We start from the raw sequence: 18369 nt of genomic DNA on the forward strand, positions 1-18369 counted from the left end.
TCTGGATCAGGCCACCAGGTCGGCGTATTCGCGGTGCTCGGCGATGTACTTCTCGACATACCAGCAGGTCGGGATGATCTTGAAGCCGTGCTCGCGGGCATCGTCGAGGCCGTACTTCACGACCTCCGCCGCGACCCCACGGCCACGGAACTCCGGAAACGTCATGGTGTGGTGGAAGTCGCGGACCTTGGCGTCCTCACGTTCGGCGTAGTCGGCGTATCCCGCGAGGATGTCGTCGTGGTAGATCTCGAAACGGGTGTCGGCGACGTTGTGCTCGAGCCTGGTGGTCATACCGGATGCTAACCCCGCGCTCCCACGCGATGTTCCGCTAGAGGACCGCGCCGGGATTGAGAATGCCCTCGGGATCGAGTGCGTCCTTGATGCGGCGGGTCAGCGCCATGACGTCGGGGCCGACCTGGTTGGGCAGCCAGTCCTTCTTCAATCGGCCGACGCCGTGTTCACCGGTGATAGTGCCGCCGAGGGCGATGGCCAGGTCCATGATCTCGCCGAAGGCGCGGTGGGCGCGGGCGGTGTTGTCGGGGTCGGTGGGGTCGTGCACGATCAGCGGGTGGGTGTTGCCGTCGCCCGCGTGCGCGATGACCGACACGAGCACATCGTTGCGTTCGCCGATGTCGGCGACGCCGGCGATCAGGTCGCCGAGGCGGGGCAGCGGCACGCCGACGTCTTCGAGCAGCAGCGGCCCGATCTTCTCCACCGCGGGAATCGCGAATCGGCGTGCGGCGGTGAAGGCCTCACCTTCGGTGGCATCGGCGGTGTGGAAAACCTCTGTCGCCCCGGCCTTCTCGCACAGTCCCACCATCAGCTGTGCTTCGTGTGCGGCGAACTCGCCCGGGGCGTCGGAGCGGGCGACGAGCAGGGCGGCGGCGGTGCGGTCCAATCCCATGCGCATCTCGTCCTCGACCGCGTTGATCGCGACGGTGTCCATGAACTCGAGCATGGCGGGGCGCAGCGTCGAGGTGATGGCCAAGATCGCATCGGTCGCCGCGGTGAGCGAGCCGAAACTCGCGACGACGGTCGACTGCGGTGGCTGGGCGGGCAATAGCCGCAGGGTGAGTTCGGTGATCACGCCGAGCGTGCCCTCGCTCCCGACGAACAGTTTGGTCAGCGACAGCCCGGCCGAATCCTTGAGCCGTGGCCCGCCGAGCCGCACCACGGTCCCATCGGCCAGCACCACTTCCATGCCGAGCACGTAGTCGGTGGTCACGCCGTACTTCACACAGCACAGCCCGCCCGCGTTGGTCGCCGCGTTGCCGCCGATCGAACAGATCTCGAACGAGGACGGGTCCGGCGGATACCACAGCCCCTCCGCCGCGACCGCCCGCTTCACCTCGGCATTGAGCAACCCGGGCTGCACCACCGCGATCCGGGTCACCGCGTCGACGCTGATCTCCCGCATCAACTCGGTACTGAGCACGATCCCGCCGTCCACCGCGGTCGCCCCGCCGGACAAACCCGTTCCGGCCCCACGCGGCACGATCGCCACCTTGTTGGTGTGCGCCCACCGCAGCGTGGCGGCGACGTCGGCGGTACCGCGCGCCCGCACTACTGCCAGCGGCGTGCCCGCAGCGGGATCGCGCGCCCAATCCTGGCGATACCCCGCCAGCAGATCGGGGTCGATGACGACCGCCCCGTCCGACAACGCCGAAATCAACGAATCGAGGTCACCGCTGCGCTCGTCCACCTGTCCACGCTAACCCGCGCACCCCGTCCGCCGCGGGCAGTTCGCGCTGGTCGACAGTTCACCAGGCGCGCACGCGGACATCGTCCGGGAAGAAGAAACGCTCGGGATGCCTGGTGATCAATTGACCAGATGTGATGTGGGTCCGAACAAGGCGGTTTCCGCATCATTGTGATCTGGCGCGCCCAGTTGGTGTATACGCCGTCCAATGCTTCACAATGCCCGTACCGGGTGTGTTCGATGGTGAATCGCCTCGCCGCCCAGCGTGTTTCGAGTTCTGCTCCACGGGTGCGCTTCGCGCGCATCGATCACGCGACGCTGTTGCGCCGCACCGTTTTTCGCAGGGAGGACTGGCGATGCCGAAACAACCGCAGGACCGCAGTGAGCTGGTGGGTGCCCTGTTGGCCGCGGAGTTCGCCGACGCGGGCATCGACACCGACGCGATGCGCAGTGTCCACACCGGCGCACACCACGAATGGCTGTCCGCGCTGGAATCGACGGGGATGTTCGACGTCCGCGCGCTGGCCGAGATCGCCGCGCGCTGGGCGGCCGACCCCGCGCTGCTGCGTGACGCCCTGCTCGCCGAGGCCGACGAGCTCACCCGCCGTCGCTGCCTCGCCGCATGGGCCTCGTTCGACACTCGCCCGATCGTGGCGGTCGGCCGCTAGCTGCTCGGCCCACCCGTTTGCCGTGTGCTCACCCTGGCTTCATCTGCCGCTGGCAGGCTGGCCGCGTGGAGCATCAGGCGAGTGTCACCGAGTCGGTGGCCGACCGATTCACCCGTTGGTGCGAGGTGGTCGTGGCCCGGCTGCCGTGGGGCCTGGATCGGTATATGCCCGCGACGCTTTTCGGGTTCGGGCTGATCAACAGCTTCACCTTCGGCGTCGACCTGCTGCTGCTCACCCTGCTGCACAGTGGACTCGGCCTGCCGGTCTGGCTGTCGATCACCCTCGCCTACATCGCCGCGTTCGGGCTGAGCTTCCTGCTCAACCGCACCTTCAACTTCCATTCCCACGCGCCGATGGGCAAGCAGGCCGCGGTGTATGTGATTGTCGTGCTGGTGAACTACCTGGCCTTCATCCTCGGCGTCGGCTCGGGTCTCACCGCCCTCGGCCTGGAATATCACCTGGCCAGGCTGCTCGCCGGCGGTTGTGAGGCCGTGTACATGTACTGCGCGATGCGCTGGTTCGTCTTTCGTCGCCAACCGGCGGTGACCGCGGTGTGAGGCTTCAGCCCCTGAGCACCTCGGTGCGGTCGCCGTCGACCAGGACGACATCGTTGTCCGTGAGTGCCCAGTGCGGGATCTCCTCGGCGACGCAGTGGGCCAGCATCGCGGCGGAATCGCCGTCCGGGTCGGTGGGGGAGTCCAGGTGGACGACCAGGCGACGATCCACCAAACCCAGTCCGTCCCACAGTGGTTCGATGCCGGTGGTGGGCAGCACCTCCGCGGGATCGTCCATGGTTTCCAGCCCGTGCAGGTCGGGTCCGAGCAGGCACGCGCCCGCGCTGTAGCCCGCGTAGACCAGCGCGTCTTCGCGCAACAGGGTGGTGAACACGGAATCAGCACCGCTGCGGGCGAATTGGGCACGAAGCACGAAAGTGTTACCGCCGCGCACCCAGACCATCGGGAACCCGCGCAGGTGCCGTTCCAGCCGTTCCGGTTGTCCGGCGTACTCGCGCAGATCCAGCACCTCGGGCGAATAACCCTGCTGCTCCAGCGGTTTCACATCGCTCATCACCGCCGACGACCAGGCGTCCGGCCAGGCGTCACACGCGTTCGGAATCACCGCGACCCGCCCCGGCGCACCGACGAGCCCCACGAGCCGATCGGCGAAACCACCGAACCGGTACGACGCCAGGAAAAGTCGCATCAGATGGTGAACGCCAGATTCCGCACAAGCCGCTCGCCGAGGGTCGTATCGCCCTCGACGACGACCTCGCCGGGGTGCCGGTCAGCCGTCGTGCGCCCACCGCGCAACCGGGCGAAAAGCCCGGAGTCCAACCGGAGCACGGTCGTCGGCTCCTCGGAAATCTCGTCGAGAACCGTTCCGCGCCCACCGGCGACCGACAGATGCACCTGCCTGGTCACCGGGCCGGTCAGATCGAGCGTGACCAGCGAACCATCCGGCGCTTTGGCGCCTTTCACCACCGCGCGACCGAGACCGATGGTCAGTTCGGCGAACGCGGCCTCGGCCCGCGCGCCACCCTCTGGCACGCTGCGACCGATCCCGTCGGCGAGGTCGAGTTCGTGCATCCAGCAATCGAAAAGCCGCACCCGCATGAACCGGCCGTAGGGCACCTGCCCCACCGGCGACACCGTCGTGGCCTGCCAGGCATCGTCGTCCATCGCGGCCAAGGCGGCCCGGCGACGCTCGGTGGTCTCGTCGAACAGCGCGAGCAGGCGCTTGCCGGAGAGCGGGCGCAACCGGTCGACCCAGATCTCGTTGAGCACAGCCACTTCGTTGCGCACATGCGGCAGCGTTCGCACATCGGTCTTGGGGCGCAACGGATCATGCGGCGGCGGTGTCTGGCCGAGCAACCACGATTCGGTGCCGATCACGTGCGCGACCACGTCGAACAGGGTCCAGCCTGGCAGCGGGGACGTTCGCCGCCAAGTCTTTTCGTCGAGGTCGGCGACCAGCAGCGCGATGGCTTCCCACTGCTCGGCGAGCAGGTCGGTGAGTTGTTCGCGCCCCGGCGTCTCGGTCATCCCTGTGCTCCTTCTGCTTCGCTCTGGTCGAGTGCGGACAGGCCCGCGCGGATCGCCGCCGCGGTCGAATTCGGTTCGTACGGACGACGCAGCAGGAAGCCCTTGGCGAAGCTGAGTTTGTCACCGTGTTTGCGGGGGACCACGTGCAGGTGGACGTGGCCGACGGTCTGGAACGCGGCGGTGCCGTCGTTGAGAATGAGATTGGCTCCGTCGCTCGCGAGCCCGCTCACGCGCAAGGCGCGGGCCAGGCGGTGGCCGGTGCGGAACATCCGGGCGCCGAGTTCGGGATCGAGATCGTCGAGCTCGGTCGCGTGGACCTTGGGCACGATCAGGGTGTGGCCGCGGGTGACGGGACGGATGTCGAGGAACGCGCAGACCGCGTCATCGGAGTAGACCATGGTCGCCGGTGCGGCACCCGCCACGATCAGACAGAAGGCGCAGTCGTTCACGGCCTCGACCCTACGGTGTGATCTGGGTCGCGCAACAGCCCGAGCGGGACATCGGCATGACGCGCGTCACGTCCGCTGTGCCCCGGACCGGCCGGTCCAGCAGTCATACGTCGAGGTAAGTAACCGACGTCGATGTGCGGTCTTGTGCGCTCACCTGCGACGACGAATCTCGACGAGGGCGCAATCGGCTAACTGCCAGGCCAGGAGGTCGTTGTCACGGATGAACAGGCCCGAGGTGTCCGATTTGTGGTCGTCGGTCCAGCTCTCCGTTGTGACGGGCATCTCCGCTAGGCTCACCGCGAGCCGAGTACAGTTGCGAGGATTTCAGTCGAACTTACCCGCAGGTAACTTCGGCTACCCGTTGTTCCCAGGCTCGAAGCCAGCACGAAAAGGAAGTCTGACTAGTGGAGACAACGCAAAACGTGGGCGAGGGTTCGCCGCGCGGAGCGCGTGTCGGAGTCGTTCGCGAGTCCGGCCCGGGCGAGCGGCGAGTCGCATTGGTGCCCAAGATCATCCCCTCCCTGTCCAAGCAGGGTGTCGAGGTGATCGTGGAAGCCGGTGCCGGCCTCGGCGCTCTCATTCCCGACGCTGCCTATGTAGAGGCAGGCGCGACCATCGGTGATCCGTGGTCGGCCGAGGTCGTCGTCAAGGTTGCCCCGCCCAGCGATGCCGAGGTGGCCAAGCTGTCCTCCGGGCAGACCATGATCGGGTTCCTCGCCCCGCGCAATGCCGAGAATCAGATCGGTGCGCTGAAGTCTGCCGGTGTGCAGGCCTTTGCCGTCGAGGCGATTCCGCGTATCTCGCGCGCGCAGGTGATGGATGCCCTGTCCTCGCAGGCGAACGTGGCAGGCTACAAGGCTGTGCTGCTCGCCGCGTCGGAGTCGACCCGGTTCTTCCCGATGCTCACCACCGCCGCGGGCACCGTGAAGCCGGCCACCGTGCTGGTGCTCGGTGTCGGTGTCGCCGGTCTGCAAGCTTTGGCCACGGCCAAGCGTCTGGGTGGCCGGACCACCGGTTACGACGTGCGCCCCGAGGTCGCCGATCAGGTGCGCTCGGTTGGTGCGCAGTGGCTGGATCTGGGCATCGACGCCGCCGGTGAGGGCGGGTACGCCCGCGAACTCACCGACGAGGAGAAGGCCCAGCAGCAGCAGGCCCTCGAAGACGCCATCAAGGGTTTCGACATCGTGATCACCACCGCGCTGGTGCCGGGTCGACCCGCACCGCGCCTGGTCACCGCCGCCGCTGTCGAGGGCATGAAGCCCGGCAGCGTGATCGTCGACCTGGCCGGTGAGACCGGTGGCAACTGCGAGCTCACCGAGCCCGGCGAGGTCGTGGTCAAGCACGAGGTGACCATCGCCTCGCCGCTGAACCTGCCCGCCACGATGCCCGAGCACGCCTCCGAGCTGTACTCGAAGAACATTTCGGCGCTGCTGGAACTGATGCTGGTCGATGGCAAGCTCGCCCCCGACTTCGAAGATCAGGTCCTGGCGGACTCCTGTGTCACCCGTGAGGTGGAAGCCTGATGTACACCGAACTGCTCGCCAATATCGCGATTCTCGTGCTGTCCGGCTTCGTCGGATTCGCCGTCATCTCCAAGGTCCCCAACACCCTGCACACCCCGCTGATGTCGGGCACCAACGCCATTCACGGCATCGTCGTGCTCGGCGCGCTGGTGACCCTGGGCAACGTGAAGGACCCCTCGCTGCTGGTGCAGGTGATCCTGTTCGTCGCGGTGGTGTTCGGAACATTGAACGTCATCGGTGGTTTCGTGGTCACCGACCGCATGCTCGCCATGTTCAAGGGTAAGAAGAAGGCGGCCGAGTGATGCACGCAGTCGACAATATGACCTACCTGGTCAACGGCCTCTACCTGGTGGCCTTCTCCATGTTCATCTACGGTCTGATGGGCCTCACCGGCCCGAAGACCGCCGTGCGTGGCAACAAGATCGCCGCGGTCGGTATGGGCATCGCGGTGATCGCAACGCTCATCTCGGTGCGGCACGCCGAGATGATCAACTGGATCCTCATCGTCGCCGGTCTGGTCGTCGGTGTGGCCCTGGGCGTTCCGCCCGCGGTGCGCACCAAGATGACCGAGATGCCGCAGCTGGTCGCCGCGTTCAACGGTGTCGGTGGTGGCACCGTCGCGTTGATCGCGTGGGCCGAATTCGTCGACAGCGCGGGCTTTTCCGAGCTGCACGAAGAGCCCACCATCCACATCATCATCGGTTCGCTGTTCGCCGCGGTGATCGGCTCGGTCTCCTTCTGGGGCTCGATCATCGCCTTCGCGAAGCTGCAGGAAATCCTGTCCGGCAAGCCGATCAGCGTCGGCCGCCTGCAGCAGCCGCTGAACCTGCTGCTGCTCCTCGGCGCGATCGTGTGCGCCGTGGTGATCGGCCTCGGCGCCGACAACGGTGGTGTTTCGCAGCTGTGGATGATCGGGCTGCTCCTGTTCGCCGGTGTGCTCGGCCTGATGGTCGTGCTGCCCATCGGTGGCGCGGACATGCCGGTCGTCATCTCGCTGCTCAACGCCCTCACCGGTCTGTCGGCCGCGGCCGCGGGTCTGGCGCTGAACAACACCGCGATGATCGTCGCGGGCATGATCGTCGGCGCGTCCGGCACCATCCTCACCAACCTGATGGCCAAGGCCATGAACCGCTCCATCCCCGCGATCGTGGCCGGTGGCTTCGGTGGCGGTGGCGCGGTCGCGGGTTCGGGTGACGGCGAGGCCAAGACCGCGAAGGCGACCTCGGCCGCCGACGCCGCGATCCAGATGGCCTACGCCAACCAGGTGATCGTGGTCCCCGGCTACGGCATGGCCGTGGCCCAGGCCCAGCACGCGGTCAAGGAGATGGCTTTGCTGCTCGAGGGCAAGGGCGTCGAGGTCAAGTACGCGATCCACCCGGTCGCCGGTCGTATGCCCGGTCACATGAACGTGCTGCTCGCCGAGGCCGAGGTGTCCTACGACGCGATGAAGGAAATGGACGACATCAACGGTGAATTCAACCGCACCGATGTGGTCCTGGTGATCGGCGCCAACGACGTCACCAACCCGGCGGCCCGCGACGACAAGTCCAGCCCGATCTACGGCATGCCGGTGCTCAATGTCGACCAGGCCAAGAGCGTCATCGTGCTCAAGCGCTCGATGAACTCCGGCTTCGCCGGCATCGACAACCCACTGTTCTACGCCGACCACACCTCGATGCTGTTCGGTGATGCGAAGAAGTCCGTCGGTGCGGTCACCGAGGAACTGAAAGCGCTGTAAGACAAGCGAATACGCAGACAAGGGACCCCGCCGTTCTCCGGAACGGCGGGGTCCCTTGCCCTGCGGCTCATGGGTTGTTCGCAACCAATGCTATCCGTGTGTGGCGGGGACGATCAGGCTATGCCTTGAAGCGTTCGGCCAGCAGGTCGAGGGTCGCCATGGCGACCCGGTAGTCCGGGCGCTTGCTTTCCGCCGGCAGTTCGTAGAGCTGGCCCTTCTTGAAGGCAGGCAGCATGGCCAGCGCTGGATCTTCCTTCAGCTGGGGGATATCGCGGCCGCCGTCGAGCTTGATCACGAACAGCACCGGCGCGTCGACGACGGTGCTCAGCAGCTCGGGGCTGAAGGTCACCCAGTCGCCGGCCGCGGCCCTGGGCGGGTTGCCTGCCTTCGCTTCGATCTTGTCGTCGATGGTGAAGCCGACCTCGGAGAGCAGCGTGGCCAGCGGGGTGTTGGGAGCGAGCAGGATGGGCTTGCCGTCCGCTTGGGACTGCATCACGGCCACCGCGCCCTGCGGCACCTTCAGACCGGATTTCACCGCCTTGACCTTGTCGTTGTAGGCGGTGATCATGGGGCCCACCTTTTCGGAGCGGTTCACGAACTCGGCTACCGCCTTCAACTGGTCCTGCCAGTTGGCGAGGTCGGACGCCACCAGCGCGGTGGGCGCGACGGCGGTGAGCTTGTCGTAGTTCTTGATCGTCTGCTGACCCGGCCAGCCCGGTCCGCCGCCGATGATCAGGTCCGGCCGCTGGGCGGCGATGAATTCCAGGTTCAGGTCGTCACCGGAGGGCACCGTCTCGGTACCCTGCTCCTTGGCTTCCGCGGCCCAGGCCGGGGGGAACTCGCCGGGCTTCAGCGTGAGGCCGAGAATGCGCGGATCCGCGGCTGCCACCTTGGCATCCAGATCGAAGAGGTACCCGGCGAGAGCGCCGTTGAGTACCACGATGCGCTGCGGGTCGGCGGGCACGGTGACCAGGCCCTTGGCGGTTTCCACCTGGCGAGTGCCGGTGACGGCGGCCTCGTCGGAGGTGGAGCTGCCGCAGCCCACTGCCGTCGCGGTCACTGCGACGATCAGGAGGGCGACGGCGGCACGCATGCGTGCCGTCATTCGATGTGCTGACATTGAGGGTTTTCCTTCTTTCATTCCAGGTGGAGGTTCAGGTGCGGATCGCCGGATCCACATCGAGCAGCGCCGCGACCTCGATCCAGCCGGTCGGGGTCGCGATATCGTTGTGCGAGTAAGGAAGTCGGCGGACCACCAGTTGCGCGCCGGCCGCCTTCCAACCGGTCATCTGGGCGTGCACGCGTTCGGGTTCGTCACCGGCGTCGGCGCAGTACATGGCCATCGGGCCGCTGTAGCGCGGGGACTCCGATTGCGTGACCATGCGCAGCAGCTCGGTCGCGGCATTGCGCACCACTACTGCCAATTCCGGTGCGTACTCGGCGATCTCGGGCAGGAGTGCGTCCATTCCGGCGGGGTCGGCCAGGGTCGCGGCGGCTCGATCGGTCAGGTTCGACAGCGGATGCGAGTCGAGCAGACCCACATAGCCGACCTGTTCGCCCTCGGCTTCCAAGATCGCGGCCATCGCGTGGGCGAGGTTGCCGCCCAGCGAGTAGCCGAGCAAGTGGTACGGACCCTGCGGCTGGATGCGGCGGACGGCGGCCAGGTAGTACCGCGCCAGCTCGTCGAGCGTGCGTATGTGGATATCCGGCTCGGTGAGCTGGGGCATCTGCAGGCCGATGATCGGTCGCTCGGCGCGCAGCAGCCGGGCCAGCGGAGCGTATTTCCATGCGGTGCCGCCGATCTGATGGATGCAGAACAGCGGTGGGACCGACCCCTCGGTGCGCAGCTCCAGCACCGGATCGAGGCGGCTGCCCAAACTGGCGAGACCGTCTGCCGGTCGAGGCGCGGTGGGATCGACCGCGCCGATCCGCGCCGCGAGTCCACGTGGCGTGGGAGCGGCGAAGACGTCGTCGAGGACCACCGGTAGGTCCGCGCGGGTCAGACGGCCGATCAGTCGCACAGCGAGGAGTGAGTGCCCGCCCTGTTCGAAGAAGTCCTCGTCCGCGCCGATTTCGTCGAGCGACAGGACCACTGCCATGGCCTGACAGATCGTGCTGAGCAGGCCGGAACCCGTGTCCCGCACAGGATCTCCGACCGGTTCACTCGTCGCCGAAACTTTCGGGCGCCCGGAATCGGCAACGGTCTCTCCGGGCCGGCTGGATTCAGGCGCGGGCAGTTCTTGCCGGGCGATCTTCTCGGTCGCGGTGCGCGGAATATGATCCAGCACCACGAAGGCGGCAGGAATCATGTACGCGGGCAACGCTGTTCGCAGCTGCTCGCGCACCGCGCCGGTGTCGAGCACGACGGCGGACTCGGCGATGAGATAGGCGACCAGGCGCTGATCACCCGGTGTGTCCTCGCGCAGCAGCACCACCGCGTGGGCCACACCGGCACACGTGAGCAGGGCTGATTCGATATCGCCCAGTTCGATGCGCTGGCCGCGCAACTTCACCTGGCTGTCGGTGCGGCCGATGTAGTCGAGTTCCCCATCTGGATTCCGTTTCACCAGATCGCCGGTGCGGTACATCCTTTCGCCTGTCCCGTGCGGGTCAGCCACGAAGGCGGCAGCGCTCAGATCGGGGCGGGCCAGATAGCCGCGCGCCAGCCGGACACCGGTCATGTAGAGCTCGCCGATGGTTCCCTCGGGGACCGGGCGCAGTTGGTCGTCGAGGATGCGAACGGCATCGGCGGGTGCGCCGACCGGGACCGCCCCGGTATCGGCATCGACGGTCTCGTGGAAGGTGAAGCCGATCGCGGCCTCGGTGGGACCGTAGAAGTTGTACACGGCGGTGCCGGTCAGTGCGCGCATGCGGTGCGCTGTCGCGGGCGGCAGCACCTCACCGCCGGTGAGAACACAGCGCAGATCCGCGCATCCCGACAGGTCGGCCTCTTCGGCGAGCACGGTCAGCATGGAAGTCGTCATCCACATCGCGGTCACCCGCTCGGTGCTCATGAGCTGAGCCTGATAGTAGGGATCGCGGTGACCGCCCGGCCGGGTCAGCACGATCCGGGCGCCGACGTGCAGCGGAAGGAACATCTCCATGAGCGAGGCGTCGAAGATCGGCGGGGTGCGGTAGAGCATCGTGTCGCCCGGCCCGAACCGGCGCTCGCGCTGCAGCCACTCGAAGGTGGAGATGATCGAGGCGTGCGACAGGCTCACGCCCTTGGGCACACCGGTGGAGCCGGAGGTGAACAGCAGGCAGGCGGTGTTGGCCGGGCGCAGCGGCGCGAGCCGGTCGGCATCGGTGAGTGCCGCATCGGTGAATCCGCTGGTGTCCGCCTCGTCCAGCGAGTGCAGAACGAGGGCGGGAGCGGCGGTGTCGAGGATCTTCTCGACGCGCTGGGCGGGCTGTTCCGGGTCCACCGGCAGGTACACGCCACCGGCTCGGCAGATGGCGTGCGCCGTGACCACCGATTCGATGGAGCGTGGCATGGCAACGGCCACCACGGTTTCGGGACCGACACCGCGCGAGATGAGCCACCGGGCCAGTCGATTCACCCTGGCGTCGAACTCGCGGAAGTCGATCGTGACGCCTTCGGCGGTGATGGCGGGCGCCGCCGGATCGACCGGCGTCCCCCATTCGGCGAGGGTGTCGCCCCTTGGGTCCGGCTGTTCGCCGGCGGTGGGTCGTGTGGCGGCGGTAGTCGATGCCGTCTCGACAGTCGGCGCCGTCGCGGCAGCCGCGGTCGGTGCGGTCGCGGTAGCCGCTGTCGGGACAACCTGTGCGGTCGCGACAACCTGTGCGGTCGCGACAGTCGGTGCGGTCGCGACAGTCGCGGGCGATGTCCCGGTGGCCGTGGTCGTGGTGGCCGCGGCGGCAATCGCGACCACTGGTGCGAGAGGCTCGAGGAACGGGGCGGGAGTGGGGTCCGTGGCGGAGGTGACGGCGGTGAGGATCGTGCCGATCCGCTCGGAGATGTGGGCGAGCGTGGTGTCGGGTACGGCGGCGCGGTCGTACCAGATCACCAGTTGCAGATGGTCGCCCGGCGGGGCGATCAAGGTCATCGGGTAGTGCGTGTTGCCGTGATTGTGGAAGTCGCCGCGTCGCAACTCGTGCGACTCCGGTTGCCCGGCACCGGAATTCGGGAAGTTCTCGAAGGCGACCAGGGTGTCGAAGAGGGTGCCGATCCCGGCGATCCGTTCGATCTCCGCCAGTCCCGCGTAGTCGAACTCCTGCATGGCGAACTGGTTCTCCTGCAGTTCGGCCAACTGCTCGAGCAGCGTGCGATCCGCGTCGAAGGCACAGCGCACCGGCACGGTGTTGGCGAACAGGCCGACCATGCCCGCGACACCTGGCAGTTCAGCGGGGCGGCCGGAGACGGTCGCACCGAACACGACGTCGGTGCGTCCGGTGAGTGCGGCGAGCACCAGCGCCCAGGTGCCCTGCACCAGGGTGTTCATCGTCAGGCCGCGGCGGCGGCCGAGTTCGGCCAGTGCCGTGGCGAGCGATTCGGGCAGCGGAACCTGCCATTGCCGAACCTCCCGCTCGCGGAAAGTGTTGGTGCGCACCAGCGTCGGCTCGGCGAATCCGGCCAGTCGCCGCGACCAGGCCGCGCGGACGGCCGCGCGGTCACGGGTGCCGATCCAGGCCAGATAGTCGCTGTACGAGGCGGGCGAGGACAGTTCGTCGCCGTGGTAGACGGCGAGCACCTCGCGCAACACGATGGGCGTTGACCAGCCGTCGATCACCAGGTGATGAGTGTTGAGCACCAGCCGGTGCGCTTGTCCTGGCAGCCGAACCAGCGTGGCGCGTAACATCGGCGACCGGTCCACTGTGAACCGGTGCCGGGTGGCGTCGATTTCCAGCCGGTCGGCGGCGGCCTGCGCGGCGCGCAGCGGCAACCCGGACAGATCGACCTCACGCCACGGCATGCCGACCGACCGGGGGACCGCCTGCACCGGCTGATCCAGGCCCTCGTAGTGGAAGGCCGCGGCCATGGTGGGATGCCTGCCGATGACGGTGTCGAAAGCCGCCGACAACCGCGCGCCGTCCAGTGGTCCGTGCAGGTCGACGCGGGCGCTCAGGGCGTAGACATCGTCCGCGCCATCGCGAATCGCATGGAACAGCAGGCCCTCCTGCAAGGGCGAGAGCGGCAGCAGTTCGGCCAGCGGGCCGTGCGCGGCCTCCAGCGTGTCGATGGTTTCCTGGGCGACGGCGAGTTCGGGGGAGTCCGACGGTGTGAGCCCGCCGGGGAACAGCATCGCGTGCGCGGCGAACGCCTCCAGCGCGAGTTCGAAGTGCCGCTGGATTTCCGTGACCTGGTGCGCACCGAGAATCCGGCTCGCCGCAGTCCACTCCACGGCGAGCCGGGGCCCACCCGGGTGCGCGGTGGTGGGTTCGTGCACGAAGACATTGAGCGAAAGTACTTCCGTGAGCGCCTTTTCCGGTGGTTCCGTCACCGCAAACGCGTCGTGTTCGGGCAAGCTCCAGCCGAGGGCGGCGCCGCCGCCGAAGCGGCCGAGGTAGTTGAGCAGCACCTCGGGTGCGCGCCGCTCGGTGAATCGCGGCGCGGTCTCCGGATCGAGCCTGCGCAGCACGCCGTATCCCACGCCATTGCCGGGGACGGCGCGCTTGGCCTCCTTGACCGCCCGCAACAGCCGTCCGGCCGCCGCCCCGCCTGCCAGTGCCTCGGCGAGCCCAGCCGGGTCGTCGATGCCGGTCGCCGGCGTCCACACCGGGTACTCGCTGGTGAACCAGCCGATGGTGCCCGCGAAATCGGTATCGGCACGCAGGGCGTCGCGCCCGTGCCCCTCGACCGTGACGGGCCTGCCGGTCTCGAGCGCTTCGCCACGCTCGTGCCGCCACGCGTTGAGCGCCAGCATGAGCGCCGCGAGCAGCACGTCGTCGGTCTTGGCCCGATACGCGGCGGGGAGCGTGGTCAGCAGTGCCTCGGAAATCTCGGGAGCTGCGAAAGTTCTTGTCTGGTTCGCACTCTCGACGAGGTCTACGGCGTGGTCGAGCGGCCGTTCCCCCAGTGACGCGACGGTGGCGTCGCCGAGCGCGCGTTGCCAGTGCGCCAATTCCGAACGGTGCTCGCCCGTGGCGCCGGACTCGGCGAGCAGGGTGGCGTGCCGCCGCCACGAACTGCCCTTCGCGGGCAGCCGAACCGGGCGCCGGTCTCGGGCTGCCGCACACGCCTCATACAGCTCGGGCACCAGGATGCGCCAAGAAACGCCATCCACCACCACGTGATTGGCAACCAGGACCAGGCAGTCGGCGGTTCCCGGCGCGGTGCGTACCAGCGCAGCGCGAATCTCGATCCCCGCTGCGGGATCCAATTCCCCCGCGAGCTCTGTCGCCACCGACTCGAGCAGTTCATCCTCAGCGGACTTGCTGTGTGGTGCTGAGGAATTCGGCCCGCTGTCCGGGACGGTTGAGGATAGTGATGTGTCGCCCGCGGCTTCGGCAGAGGACTTGCCGTGCGGCGTTGAGGAGTTCGGTCCACCGTTCGGGGTGGTTGAGGGTAGTGATGTGTCGCCCGCGGCTTCGGCAGAGGACTTGCCCTGCAGCGCCGAGGAATTCGCTCCACCGTCCGAGGTGCCCGAGAGGGGCGATGTCTCACCCGCAGCGTCGGCACGCGCGGCCGCACCAGCGGAAGACTCGGCGGTGACCGTGCGGCTCGACAGTGATTCGTCGAACGGCAGCTCGCGGACCAGGCTCGATGCGCGCACGGCGCCGACGTCCGCGACTTCCAGCCGGTCCGATTCGTCGAGGATCAGGCGCAGGGCGTCGTGGCGGTCGAGCAGTGTTTGCAGGCCGGTGGTCAGGTGGTCGAGGGTGAGGTCTTCGTGCAGGGTCAGGGCGGTCCACTGGGCGTAGCCGGCTACGGCGGTGCGGCTCGGGTTCGCTTCCAGGAGTGCGGCCACCATGGGCGGGATCGGGACCAGGCCGGTCGCCTCATCCGGGGCAGGGGTGTGGGTCTGCTGCTCCGACACCTGGGCCACTGCCGCGATGGTGGCCAGATCGCGTTGGGCCAGCAGTGTTTTCGGCTGTACCTCCCAGCCGATTGCGCGCAGGCGGCTGCTCACGCCGATCGCGGTGATGCTGTCGCCGCCGAGTCCGAAGAAGTCATCGGTGGCGTTGACCTGTGCCACGCCGAGCACCTCGGCGACCACACCGCACAGCGCCCGCTCCTGCTCGGTGCGAGGCGGTCGTCCGGTCGAGGTCAGCTGGGGTGTGGGCAGGGCAGCGCGATCGAGTTTGCCGTTCACGGTGGTCGGCAGGGCGTCGAGGACGACGAGCGCGGAGGGCACCAGGTGGTCGGGCACCATGGTGGTGAGCTGGTGGCGCAGCTGATCGGCGTCGAGAGCACGGCCGGCCTCGGGGACCAGGTAGCCCACCAGCCGGGTGCTGTCCCCGGACTTGCGGATGGTGGCGGCCGCGGCGGCCACGCCGGACAGTACCCCGAGCGACGCTTCGACCTCGCCCAGTTCCACGCGATAGCCGCGCACCTTGATCTGCTGATCGCCGCGCCCGAGGTAGTCGTAGCCATGGCCGGGTAGCCAACGGGCCCGGTCGCCGGTGCGATACATGCGCTCGCCCGCCGCGAACGGGTCGGCGACGAACCGCTCCGCCGTCACCTCGACGCGTCCGAGATAGCCGCGCGCCAACTGCGGACCGGCCAAATACAATTCGCCGATCTCGCCGTCCGGTACGAGTTGCAGCGCACCGTCGAGCAGGTAGGCGCGGGTTCCGGCGAGCGGACCGCCGACATGCGGTAGCGCCCCGGTCACCGGCGCGCTGAGCGCGTCGACGGTGGCCTCGGTCGGACCGTACATATTGCGGGCGGCCACCTTCGAGGCGACGATGACCGACCACAGGGCGGGCGGGGTCGCCTCGCCACCGAGCAGCAGCAGCTCAGGACGGTGAGCGCGGCCGAGCAGCCCGTTGTCGATCAGGGCGGTCGCCATCGAGGGGGTGGTGTCGACGACATCGATGCGATCGGCACCGAACGCGGCGACCTGGGCGGCAGCGTCCTTCTGAATATCGGTGTCGTACAGATGAACCCGGTGTCCGCACCACAGCCACAGCAGTTGGTCCAGCGCCGCGTCGAAGGCGAAGGAGTAGGTGTGCGCGATGTGCAACTGCCGCCCGCCGACGCGCTCGGCGGCCTCGGCGTAGACGGTCGATCGGTGGTGGTGCAGCAGCTGGGCCATCGCACTGCAGGAGATCTGCACGCCCTTTGGCTTTCCGGTGGATCCCGAGGTGTACACGACGTAGGCCAGATGCGCGGGCAAGCGCGGCGCGGCGAGTTCGGCGGTGGTGAGCGGGCCGTCGGCCAGTCCGCCGACCACCTCGCGAATCTCGCTGTCCGACATCCGGATCAGGGCAACCGACCGACGGGCGTCGGCGAATGTCGTGTCCGCGACCGTGTCGTCGGTGAGGATCAGCACCGGGGCGGCGTCGTCGACGATGTCGGCGAGGCGTTGGGCCGGGTGTCCGATGTCGAGGATCAGGTAGGCCGCGCCCGCGTGCCGCACTGCGAGCTGGGCGATGACCAGGTCGACGGTGCGCGGCAGCGCGATGCCGACGATGTCCTCGGGGCCGACGCCCCGGCCACGCAGGTACCGCGCCAACCGGTGCACCCTGGCGCCCAGTTCGGCGGCGGTGAGCCGGTGGGCGCCGTCGACGAGCACGATGTCATCTGGTTGCGCCGCGACCATGCTGTCGAAGATCTCGACCGCGTCCGTCGGCTGACCGGGCAGCGCGGCACCGGCGCGATCGACGTCGATACTCGCGCCGATCTCGTTCTGGTACAGGGCGATCGCGCCGATCGGCCTATCCGCCGCGTCGATGAGTTCGGTGATCAATGTGACCAGCGCGTCCATCCGCCGCTGCGCCGTGGCGGCGTCCAGCGATCGGGCGTCGACCTCGAATCCGAGCTGGATCCGGTCCTCCGACAGTGGGGTGACGGTCAGTCCCAGATCCTCTGGTGGGCCACCGGCGACATTGCGCAGCGTGCCGGTGGCACCGTCGAAATCGAGGGCGAAGTCGAACGCCTTGAGGTTGATGCCGATGCCGTGCAGCAGCGCGCCGGTCTGGGTGCCGCCGAATTCGCGGGCCAGGTCCTCACCGCGGAATCGCTGGTGGGCGCGCATCTCCCGCAGGGCATCTGCCACCCGCTTCCCGAGTTCGCCGAGGCGATCGGAGCTGGATACCGAAATTCGCAGTGGCAGCACGTTGACCGCCATGGAGGGGGTGGTGAGGGCGGTCTTGCCCACCCGCGCCATCACCGGCAGTGCGATGACCACATCGGTCTCGCCGAGCAACCGGTGCACGAATCCCACGTATCCGGCGACGAGCACGTCGGCCCAGGTGATTCCGGCTGCCGCGGCCGCCGCCTTGACGCGGGCCACCAGGTCGGTGTCGAGGACGGCGCGGATCTCGTGGGTCTGCTCGACTATGCCCTCGGGTGCGCGGCCGCGACCGTCCAGCGGCGGCAGCGGCGTGAGCCGGTCGCGCCAGTAGTCGCGGTCGTGCTGATGTGCCTGGCTCCCACGGTATTCGAGGTCTTCGGCCACGAGCGTCTCGATCGAGCCCCACCGCAGGCGCGGCACGTCGGCGCCGCGACGCAGCGCGGTGTAGTGCGCGGCGACCCGGCGCGACACCATGGCCGCGCTGTAGCCGTCGATGATCAGGTGGTGGTAGAGCTGGATGCACCACACCTCGTTGTCGGTGAGGCGCAGCAGCGTGTAGGTGTAGAGCTGCCGGTCGACCATGGCCCGGCACGAGGTGGCCGAGCGTGCACGTTCGGCCGCGACCAGCCGGTGCGCGGCCGCGATCGGGTCGGTCTCGCCGCGCAGATCCACGATCGGGCGCAGGTCGGGTTCCAGGTCGGTGATCCGCTGACGCGGTCCCGCCGGGGTGTCGGCGAATCGCAGTCCCATGGTGTCGGTTTCGACGATGGTGTGGCGAATCGCGGTGTCCAGCAACGCCACATCGACGGGATCGGGTCCGGCGATCTCGAGCACCTCGCCGACCATGTAGCTGAGCGAGTCGGGGTCGAGCCGCTGGGCGTTCCAGATGCCCAATTGCGCTCCGGTGAGCGGCAATCCGGGATCTTCGGCGCCTACTTCGTCCCGTTCCACCGATCCCACAGCAACTCCTTCACCTTCAACGTTCCCCGACTCTCCCTAGTGCCACCCGGGCTCGATGAAAGCCCAGCCGGAGAGAAGAGAAGGGTAGGT

The 18369-nt window shown here is 68.1% G+C and carries 13 protein-coding genes; 5 read left to right on the forward strand and 8 right to left on the reverse strand.

Annotated elements, in window-relative coordinates; translation table 11 throughout:
• Positions 1-6: 6 nt before the first annotated feature.
• Both ACFXKN_RS27605 and ACFXKN_RS27610 read right to left on the reverse strand, forming a co-directional pair.
• Positions 7-291 (reverse strand): GNAT family N-acetyltransferase, encoded by a 285-nt coding sequence (locus ACFXKN_RS27605; protein WP_379434119.1) that lies wholly within the window; start codon positions 289-291, stop codon positions 7-9.
• Between the two features lie 37 nt (positions 292-328).
• Positions 329-1702 (reverse strand): FAD-binding oxidoreductase, encoded by a 1374-nt coding sequence (locus ACFXKN_RS27610; protein ID WP_379434120.1) that lies wholly within the window; start codon positions 1700-1702, stop codon positions 329-331.
• Between the two features lie 353 nt (positions 1703-2055).
• Between ACFXKN_RS27610 and ACFXKN_RS27615 the strand changes: the two genes are divergently transcribed.
• Positions 2056-2367, forward strand: coding sequence for a hypothetical protein (locus ACFXKN_RS27615; RefSeq protein WP_378963697.1), 312 nt, complete (start codon positions 2056-2058; stop codon positions 2365-2367).
• A 65-nt stretch (positions 2368-2432) separates the two neighbouring features.
• Complete coding sequence (locus tag ACFXKN_RS27620) at positions 2433-2924, forward strand: GtrA family protein (RefSeq protein WP_378963696.1); 492 nt, start codon at positions 2433-2435, stop codon at positions 2922-2924.
• Between the two features lie 4 nt (positions 2925-2928).
• Here the strand turns inward: ACFXKN_RS27620 and ACFXKN_RS27625 are convergent, their stop codons facing one another.
• The 4 genes from ACFXKN_RS27625 to ACFXKN_RS27640 form a co-directional block, all read right to left on the reverse strand.
• Complete coding sequence (locus ACFXKN_RS27625) at positions 2929-3570, reverse strand: Type 1 glutamine amidotransferase-like domain-containing protein (RefSeq protein ID WP_378963695.1); 642 nt, start codon at positions 3568-3570, stop codon at positions 2929-2931.
• Positions 3570-4409 carry a maleylpyruvate isomerase N-terminal domain-containing protein gene (locus tag ACFXKN_RS27630; protein ID WP_378963694.1) on the reverse strand — a complete coding sequence of 280 codons (840 nt, stop codon included), beginning with the start codon at positions 4407-4409 and terminating at the stop codon, positions 3570-3572. The genes ACFXKN_RS27625 and ACFXKN_RS27630 overlap by 1 nt, the downstream gene beginning before the upstream one ends.
• Positions 4406-4858 (reverse strand): HIT family protein, encoded by a 453-nt coding sequence (locus ACFXKN_RS27635; protein ID WP_378963693.1) that lies wholly within the window; start codon positions 4856-4858, stop codon positions 4406-4408. Before ACFXKN_RS27635 ends, ACFXKN_RS27630 begins: the two co-directional genes overlap by 4 nt.
• 150 nt (positions 4859-5008) lie before the next feature.
• A complete protein-coding gene (locus tag ACFXKN_RS27640) occupies positions 5009-5140 on the reverse strand; it encodes a hypothetical protein (protein WP_378963692.1) in 132 nt (43 codons plus the stop codon).
• 122 nt (positions 5141-5262) lie between these two features.
• Between ACFXKN_RS27640 and ACFXKN_RS27645 the strand changes: the two genes are divergently transcribed.
• From ACFXKN_RS27645 to ACFXKN_RS27655, 3 genes are read left to right on the forward strand one after another with little or no spacing between them, the layout of a single operon-like run.
• Positions 5263-6381: a Re/Si-specific NAD(P)(+) transhydrogenase subunit alpha gene (locus tag ACFXKN_RS27645; RefSeq protein WP_379434121.1), complete on the forward strand. Its 1119-nt coding sequence runs from the start codon at positions 5263-5265 to the stop codon at positions 6379-6381.
• Positions 6381-6683: an NAD(P) transhydrogenase subunit alpha gene (locus ACFXKN_RS27650; protein ID WP_378963690.1), complete on the forward strand. Its 303-nt coding sequence runs from the start codon at positions 6381-6383 to the stop codon at positions 6681-6683. Before ACFXKN_RS27645 ends, ACFXKN_RS27650 begins: the two co-directional genes overlap by 1 nt.
• A gap of 17 nt (positions 6684-6700) precedes the next feature.
• On the forward strand, positions 6701-8119 hold the full coding sequence (locus ACFXKN_RS27655) for an NAD(P)(+) transhydrogenase (Re/Si-specific) subunit beta (protein ID WP_379434129.1): 1419 nt from the start codon (positions 6701-6703) through the stop codon (positions 8117-8119).
• Between the two features lie 118 nt (positions 8120-8237).
• Here the strand turns inward: ACFXKN_RS27655 and ACFXKN_RS27660 are convergent, their stop codons facing one another.
• Positions 8238-9239: an ABC transporter substrate-binding protein gene (locus ACFXKN_RS27660; RefSeq protein WP_379434122.1), complete on the reverse strand. Its 1002-nt coding sequence runs from the start codon at positions 9237-9239 to the stop codon at positions 8238-8240.
• Positions 9240-9273: 34 nt separating this feature from the next.
• Positions 9274-18279, reverse strand: a complete 9006-nt coding sequence (locus ACFXKN_RS27665; RefSeq protein ID WP_379434123.1) for an amino acid adenylation domain-containing protein — start codon at positions 18277-18279, stop codon at positions 9274-9276.
• Positions 18280-18369: the final 90 nt, after the last annotated feature.

Source organism: Nocardia sp. NPDC059195, from assembly GCF_042754695.1.
GTDB lineage: Bacteria > Actinomycetota > Actinomycetes > Mycobacteriales > Mycobacteriaceae > Nocardia.

What these genes read in the sequence shown, in the direction of transcription:
- ACFXKN_RS27630 (WP_378963694.1), bottom strand. Translation starts at nt 4,409, where the DNA reads ATGACCGAGACGCCGGGGCGCGAACAACTCACCGACCTGCTCGCCGAG.
- ACFXKN_RS27615 (WP_378963697.1), top strand. Translation starts at nt 2,056, where the DNA reads ATGCCGAAACAACCGCAGGACCGCAGTGAGCTGGTGGGTGCCCTGTTG.
- ACFXKN_RS27660 (WP_379434122.1), bottom strand. Translation starts at nt 9,239, where the DNA reads ATGTCAGCACATCGAATGACGGCACGCATGCGTGCCGCCGTCGCCCTC.
- ACFXKN_RS27605 (WP_379434119.1), bottom strand. Translation starts at nt 291, where the DNA reads ATGACCACCAGGCTCGAGCACAACGTCGCCGACACCCGTTTCGAGATC.
- ACFXKN_RS27625 (WP_378963695.1), bottom strand. Translation starts at nt 3,570, where the DNA reads ATGCGACTTTTCCTGGCGTCGTACCGGTTCGGTGGTTTCGCCGATCGG.
- ACFXKN_RS27655 (WP_379434129.1), top strand. Translation starts at nt 6,701, where the DNA reads ATGACCTACCTGGTCAACGGCCTCTACCTGGTGGCCTTCTCCATGTTC.
- ACFXKN_RS27640 (WP_378963692.1), bottom strand. Translation starts at nt 5,140, where the DNA reads ATGCCCGTCACAACGGAGAGCTGGACCGACGACCACAAATCGGACACC.
- ACFXKN_RS27650 (WP_378963690.1), top strand. Translation starts at nt 6,381, where the DNA reads ATGTACACCGAACTGCTCGCCAATATCGCGATTCTCGTGCTGTCCGGC.